The following is a 6,875-nucleotide window of genomic DNA, read 5'->3' on the forward strand; positions in this document are numbered from 1 at the left end:
CCTCCCTTTCTGAGGAGTTGTTAAAAACAATTATGAAAACCATTCGTCACGCACGCCGACGCCGTTGTCAGACATCTTTTCGGTACAGCGCGGTTTGATGCCCGTGTTGACAAAATGTCCGGTGCTTTCACCGATTTTGGGGTGCTCGTAGACGAAAATATCCTGAGTCGTGATGACATCGCCTTCCATACCCAAGATCTCGCTGATGCCGGTGACTTTTCTTGTTCCGTCACGCATACGGGATTGCTGGACGATGAGATCAATGGCGCCGGCGATCTGTTGGCGGATAGCGGCCAGCGGAAGGTTCATGCCGGCCATCAGTACCATGGTTTCCATACGTGCGAGCATATCTCGGGAGGAGTTGGCATGGCCGGTTGTCATTGAACCGTCATGACCGGTGTTCATGGCCTGCAGCATGTCCAAGGCCTCTCCTCCGCGCACCTCACCGACGACGATACGGTCGGGACGCATTCTCAAAGCGTTTCGGACCAGATCGCGGATTGCGATTTGGCCTTTGCCTTCAAGATTTGCAGGGCGGCTCTCAAGCGTCAGAACATGTTCCTGACGCAGCTGGAGTTCTGCGGCGTCCTCAATGGTGATGATGCGTTCATCGTGCGGGATATAGCCCGATAAAATGTTCAAAAGAGTCGTTTTACCGCTTCCGGTACCGCCCGAGATGACGATGTTCAGACGTCCTTTAACGCAGGCCTCAAGGAATGCAGCCATCTTATAGGTCAAAGAACCGTAACCAATAAGGTCGTTGATAGTCAGCGGGACTTTTGAAAACTTTCGGATGGTGAGCAGCGGCCCCTTCAGAGAGAGCGGCGGGATGACCGCATTGACACGCGATCCGTCGGGCAAGCGGGCATCCACCATGGGATTGGCCTCGTCAATGTGACGGCCGAGAGGCGATACAATACGATCAATGACGTTGAGCAGTTGATTGTCATCATCAAAAGTTACGTCGGTGCGTACGATTTTGCCTTTGCGTTCAATATAGACATTTTTCGGGCCGTTGACCATGATTTCAGTGGTACCGGCATCATACATCAGTTTTTCCAGCGGACCGAGACCCCGAATTTGATCATAAATTTCATCTGCAATCCGGCCTCGGTCGGAGCGGGGAAGAGACTCATTGTTCTGTCCGAGAATCGAGTCGATCAAAGCGCGGGTATCGGATTCGGACATGTCTTTTCCCTGGCGGTCTTCCCGTTTATTCATGGCTTCGACGACTTCCATATGCACCTTTGAGCGCAATGCGGAAAATTCATCGGCATTTTGGACGGGTGTGCCGGGTTTTATGGTATCAGTTGTCTTTTTGGTATCGATTTTATCCAGCAGTCCCATAACCCATCATCCTTTCACCGAAATCATATAACATGACTTATTTATTCTTGCCGAGCCGCCGCGCAAAATTGTCCATCTCAATGGCGAAACGGCAGCGTTTGTCTCCGGTCACAACCGGTATACCCCGGTTAAGTGCCTGGGTGACGGTCTTGGGATCGTCCGGAAGGGAGAGCACGACTTTCTGTTCGAGGATGCGTTCCACGTCCCGTACGCTGATGCCGGATAAACCGTCTTTGTTGACGACCAGCTTTACTTTGGTCAGCAGGTTCAAGGCTTCAAACACCTTGTAACAGGTCTTGGCGTGGTGCAGGGTGGAGATATCCTCGGTTACGACGAAGAAGATCGCATCGGATTGTTCCATGGCTGCAATGGTACAGTCGTTGAAAGCCGGCGCCATATCGAGTACTAAAAAGTCATATTCATATCTGAGCGCCGATAAAAGAGTCTCGATGTGTTCCGGTTTGATCAGATCGGCATATTCGGGCGCGCGGCTTGCAAGCAACACGTCCACTCCGCTGGAATGGCGGGTCAGGTAACCCTGCAGCGTGGCGGAGTCGAATTTATTTTCCTGCACGAGATCGGTGATGGTATCGGCATTGTTGATATCCAGAAAGATTCCGACGTCGCCGAATTGCAGATCAAGGTCTATGAGTGCAACTTTTCGTCCCTGCTGTGCCAAAGATACGGCAAGATTCACGGCGAGAGTCGTTTTCCCGGTACCGCCTTTCGGGCAGAAGAACTGTACGATATGTGAGCGATAAGCGGTGGTCTGTCCGCCGCCGGCCGCAGCGCGGTTTTTCTCCCGGTTGGTAGCGGTGAGAATCGCAGTACGGATGGTCTCCGGTTCCGAAGTAATATCGAAAATACGGGAGACGCCGGCGTCCATTGCACGCGTGACCAATCCGGTGCTCAATTCCCGGGCAAGCATAACGATGATAATGTCGCTACGGGTCATATACAGGCGTTCTGCGAAGTTGAATTCCGCCTCCGACTCTTCGCCGACGGCGATCAGCACCAGATCGACGGATTGATTGCCAATCTTATTCAAGCCCGTGGCTTCGGGTGTAACCCAGGCGGAGAAATAAAAATCTTCGCTGCCCAATATGGATTTTATGGATTGCGCGTCTTCGCTGTTGGCGGTGACAATAATTGTTTTAACTTGTTCTAATGTCATAGCGCTCACCTCAGAAGGTCGTTGTTATCGACCGGGTTCATATCGGCAGTCGTATGATCATTGACCCTGCGCAGAGCAACCGAGAGCACGCCGGCACGGTAACTGTGTATAATATCCAGTGACTGCTGCGGCGTTACAAACAGTGTGAGGTAGGTATAAGACGTTGCTACAGTGGTCCCGCTGGATGTGGTTGAGGTGACCATTTGCTTATCGAGCGCGGCGATCTTGACGTTTTGAGCCACAACGAAAGTGGTATTGTAGGTATCACTGTACTCGGTATTGGTATTGCAGATAATGTCTACATAATCGCCGATTTTGATGAATCCGGCAATACCGGAAACCTCATCGACGGCAATAGTAACCGCACGCATCCCGTCGGGAAGTAAATAAGAGAGGCTGCTGCCTTCCGATTTGAGTTTTTCCGTTAAGATTTGTTCCCCGGACAGGATCAGGCTTTCGGTTGTTTTTCCGACGACGTCCGAAATACTGCGGGCGGCTTTCGGATGTGCGGATCCTTTGGGATAGTTGGTGATTGTGAGCATGCTGGCATCGATGGTCGTATAAGCCGGAATGTCTCTGACCGCTGTAACGACGGCTTCGGTTTCAATGGGAGTCTCGCTTGAAGCCTCCAAATTACCGAGGTATAACAACAGCAGTGCTCCGGATAAGACAGCCAGGATAGCCGCAATAATGTAAACCTTTTTCATGTTTAATAATTCCCCCGTTTTTAAAATAAAAAATCAAAATTATTTGGAAAGGGTCAAACTGTAAACGCCGAAATCTTCCGCCGTTCCGGTCAGATCTCCTTTGGATGCGCCGATGTTTACCATGTCGACATATGTTCCGATGACGTATCCGTCGTCGGCATAAGTTGTATAATCTTCGATAATGAATGCCGCAAATCCGACGATTTTCACGTTTTTGGAGTCGACATATTGGATGACCGGCACCTTCATCACCCGCGGGCAATCGGAGACATAATGTTCTGCCGTACAGCCGCCGATACTCTGATAATGCGTACAGGCATTAAATCTTTCAGACAACCCGGTCAGTGTGGGACCGTCCATATTGCCCCCTTCGATCGGCAGTATCGTGCCCACCGTAAGCTCGCCTTGATAACCGTTTTCCAACCAACTGACATAATCGTTCGCGCCGCCGCCTTTGACACCGTCAAGATCGATGGCACCGAAAGCGCCTTGCTCGACTTCTTCTGTGTTTGAGCCGTATTTGAGGATGACGTGTTCGGTATTGCCGCTTGCAATCAGTTCGGCGAGAACGTCTTCTCTGGCGGAGAGCGGAACAAGATCGCTGAGTGCGGTGCAGGGGATGGTGCGGGCTTCTGCACTCCGGGTGAAAGTCACCTCATTCACGCCGATGATTTTTGCAAACTCTGTCGGTGATGTAGCCGGAACATCCACTCCGATACGGGTATAGAATTCGTTTTCTTCATCGGAAAAATAAACGTTCACTTCGGTGGTGTCGGTAATGCCGTTTTTGTTTAAGTACTCCAGTACGGTCGCGATCATAGAGGATTGTTTCGAGGTGTCGTTAACATTCACCGGGAGTTCCATTCCCGCTGCCATAACCGCTGCATCTGCAGCTGTCTGAACTTCTGCTGTTTTGAAGTATGCAGCACCCAGATCAACGACAAACGCGGCAAAAACCAGAATCACGGTGATTGAAAGCGCAACGACAACGATGTTGCTGCCTTGCTCATCTTTCAGAATGTTCTTCATGACGGTCGGTCTCCTTTCAAGGGACTGGGTATTCGGTTTCTGATAATAAAATCAAGGTTTTCCCGTTTTAACTCATTTTCATTGTACATGCGGTGGTGAGATCATATATTCCGTCAGGGGTAAATAACGTTGAAAAGGGCGTAATTCCTTTTAAGGAATAACTGACGGTGACAGTAATGTCACCCGCCCGAAAATTCACGGTATCGCTGTAAACGATGTCGATTGTGACGTCTTTTGCCGCGTCCGGGACCATAGAGAGAATCCTGTCTGTTACCAGCTGATTGTTTTCCTCCTGTGCGCTGGCTACGATGCCGGCGCGAACGCCTTCGCGGGTTGCATTCTGAACTGCCAGAGAGTTGCCGTATACCCACCCGAGTTCAAAGATTCCGCACAGCAAGAGCAGAATCAACGGGAGTGTCAAAGCGAATTCAACCATGCTTTGCCCGTTCTCACGGCGTTTTTTGCTGATGAAAGAGTTTTGTTTCGTTCTCACTGTGCACACCTCCTTTAAAATTTATTTTAATGAGGATTTCATTCAACAAGTTTGATTGTGGCCTCTCCAGCGGGTAGAAAGTCGATCGGTTCTGAGGGCTCATCCATAATCAGATTGGCGGGAATGCCGCTGACTTTGTCGCCAATAATGCTGCCGTAGAAGGTTAGGTTATTACCGGCCAAATTAATCACGCCGTTTGGCGCATAGATGATTCCTGTGGCCGTCATGCTACTCATGGTGATATTGATATTGCCGGTTTTCGAATAGATACAAAGAGAGGTGCTGGAATCAACTTGATTCTGACCGCCGGAAAAGGTAATGTTTTTCGTAGCCATTACACTTCCGCTGATATCGACGTTATTTCCGAAATTGATATTTCCATCGACATATAAATTACCATGAATGATGAAAGGTCCGCCACCGCTGACTGATAGATTGCCGTCGATGTAGACGTCCCCGTAGATATCGACGCCGTTGCTGACACTGACATTTCCGGTGATATATTTGCTGCCGGTCCAAGTCTGCCTCCACCATGGTTCATTATAGGTTTTGGCGACGGCATATTCGTCATAGCTGTCGGGCATGATGTTGTCGACGACTTCCGTAAAATCGGGCATTTCAATAAATTGTGCGGGACAAACGGTGCCGCCCACCGTAGTGGTCCATTCATTGATGTGCAGGTTCTTGACTGCTTCAACCATTCCCGTGATAACGCCCTGTCCCGGGTCAATGGAGACATTGTTGTTACCGTGAACACTGCCATTGATGGTAAACTGTCCTCCCATACTTAATGCTCCATTGTTGCTCCCGTAAAAAATCCGGTAACCAAAAACGCCGCCTCCGCCACCGCTGTTAGTTTTTGCTGCGGCCGCCTTTTTCGCGATGTTCCACTGGTTGATACCGAGTGCTTTCAAAAACATCGTATCGATTTCTTTGGCGGATGTCAAGGAAATTTTTGAATCGGAGTCGGAAAAACTGATACTGATATCGGATGCGGTATAACCGTTGAGTTCCACACATTCGATGGCGGCTGCGGTTGCTTCCGTAGTATTGGGAAGGTATGCAGCTCCCGCAAGCGCTCCGGCATCGAGTGCCGCCTGAAGTTTGGACGCCTGCATATACGCCATTCCCAGATCTACTGCCATCGCAGTGAAAGCCAGCAGGACGGTCATTGAAAATACTGCGACCCAAGGAGAAGAACCGCGTTCTCCGGTTATAAATTTTTTTAAATGTTTAAACATCGGTTCCTCCCAATTATTCGACCTTCATGGTCGTGGCGGAGACGAGTTCTTTTTCTCCGTCTTCAAAAAACATATATCCGATCGGCGTGATCGCCGGGGCTATGGTTGTGACTGTAACGGTCACATATCCGGTTTTATGAGATGAATCGGTAAAACTGATGGTAACGGTTTTGTCGGACGTGAGCGCATCTGTTCCGAGCATTTCAGCGATTGAATCTTCCACATCGGTTTCGGTCGCATGGATGGATGCATAACGAGCAGCCTCGCGTGAGTCATTTTGGATCGTGAGCTGGTTTCCGAACAGAATTCCGAATTCGATGATACCACACAGCAAGAGGAGCAGAACCGGGGTGATAAGCGCCATCTCTACCATCGATTGACCGCTTTCGCAATGCCTTATTTTGTTTTTGAGAAATTGCTTATTCATTTTCCGCACACCTCCTTGCATGATGCTTGCAATAAGTACGCGCGGAGCGGAGAACCCGCTCCGCGCGATGTCTTGCTACTTGATTATTAGGTGGCTGACGAGGAAGTAATGGCGGTGCTGAGCTCACTTCCCGCTTTGTTGAAGATGCCTTTGATATTGTCGCCGAGTGCCGTGATGGCTACGATGACCGCGACCGCGACGAGTGCGATGATCAGACCGTATTCGACCATACCCTGACCGTTTTCGTCGTTAAAGAATTTTTTCAACATGATTTTTCTCCTCCGTTATATTTTGTTTTTTAATTAGGTGGCTGACGAGGAAGTAATGGCGTTGCTGAGCTCACTTCCGGCTTTGTTGAAGATGCCTTTGATGTTGTCGCCGAGTGCTGTGATGGCCACGATAACCGCGACCGCGACGAGTGCGATGATCAGACCGTATTCGACCATACCCTGACCGT

Annotated in this window: 9 protein-coding genes; all 9 read right to left on the minus strand. The window is 49.8% G+C overall.

Annotation, left to right across the window (positions count from 1 at the left end; all coding sequences use genetic code 11):
- Positions 1-30: 30 nt before the first annotated feature.
- The gene (locus PK629_06825; GenBank protein ID HOP11186.1) at positions 31-1,347 is read right to left on the minus strand and encodes a CpaF family protein; all 1,317 of its coding nucleotides are present in this window, start codon (positions 1,345-1,347) and stop codon (positions 31-33) included.
- A gap of 37 nt (positions 1,348-1,384) precedes the next feature.
- The gene (locus PK629_06830) at positions 1,385-2,521 is read right to left on the minus strand and encodes an AAA family ATPase (protein ID HOP11187.1); all 1,137 of its coding nucleotides are present in this window, start codon (positions 2,519-2,521) and stop codon (positions 1,385-1,387) included.
- A gap of 5 nt (positions 2,522-2,526) precedes the next feature.
- A complete protein-coding gene (gene cpaB, locus PK629_06835) occupies positions 2,527-3,228 on the minus strand; it encodes a Flp pilus assembly protein CpaB (protein ID HOP11188.1) in 702 nt (233 codons plus the stop codon).
- A gap of 39 nt (positions 3,229-3,267) precedes the next feature.
- Entirely contained in the window at positions 3,268-4,257 is a 990-nt protein-coding gene (locus PK629_06840) for a pilus assembly protein TadG-related protein (GenBank protein HOP11189.1), read from the minus strand.
- Between the two features lie 67 nt (positions 4,258-4,324).
- Entirely contained in the window at positions 4,325-4,750 is a 426-nt protein-coding gene (locus tag PK629_06845; protein ID HOP11190.1) for a pilus assembly protein, read from the minus strand.
- 38 nt (positions 4,751-4,788) lie between these two features.
- Positions 4,789-5,991 (minus strand): pilus assembly protein TadG-related protein, encoded by a 1,203-nt coding sequence (locus tag PK629_06850; protein HOP11191.1) that lies wholly within the window; start codon positions 5,989-5,991, stop codon positions 4,789-4,791.
- Between the two features lie 13 nt (positions 5,992-6,004).
- Positions 6,005-6,418, minus strand: coding sequence for a TadE/TadG family type IV pilus assembly protein (locus tag PK629_06855; protein HOP11192.1), 414 nt, complete (start codon positions 6,416-6,418; stop codon positions 6,005-6,007).
- 86 nt (positions 6,419-6,504) lie between these two features.
- Complete coding sequence (locus PK629_06860; GenBank protein ID HOP11193.1) at positions 6,505-6,687, minus strand: Flp family type IVb pilin; 183 nt, start codon at positions 6,685-6,687, stop codon at positions 6,505-6,507.
- Positions 6,688-6,720: 33 nt separating this feature from the next.
- Positions 6,721-6,875 (minus strand): Flp family type IVb pilin (locus PK629_06865; GenBank protein ID HOP11194.1); only part of this gene is annotated, 155 nt, incomplete at its 5' end.

The sequence above is a fragment of the Oscillospiraceae bacterium genome (assembly GCA_035380125.1).
Classification (GTDB): domain Bacteria; phylum Bacillota; class Clostridia; order Oscillospirales; family JAKOTC01; genus DAOPZJ01.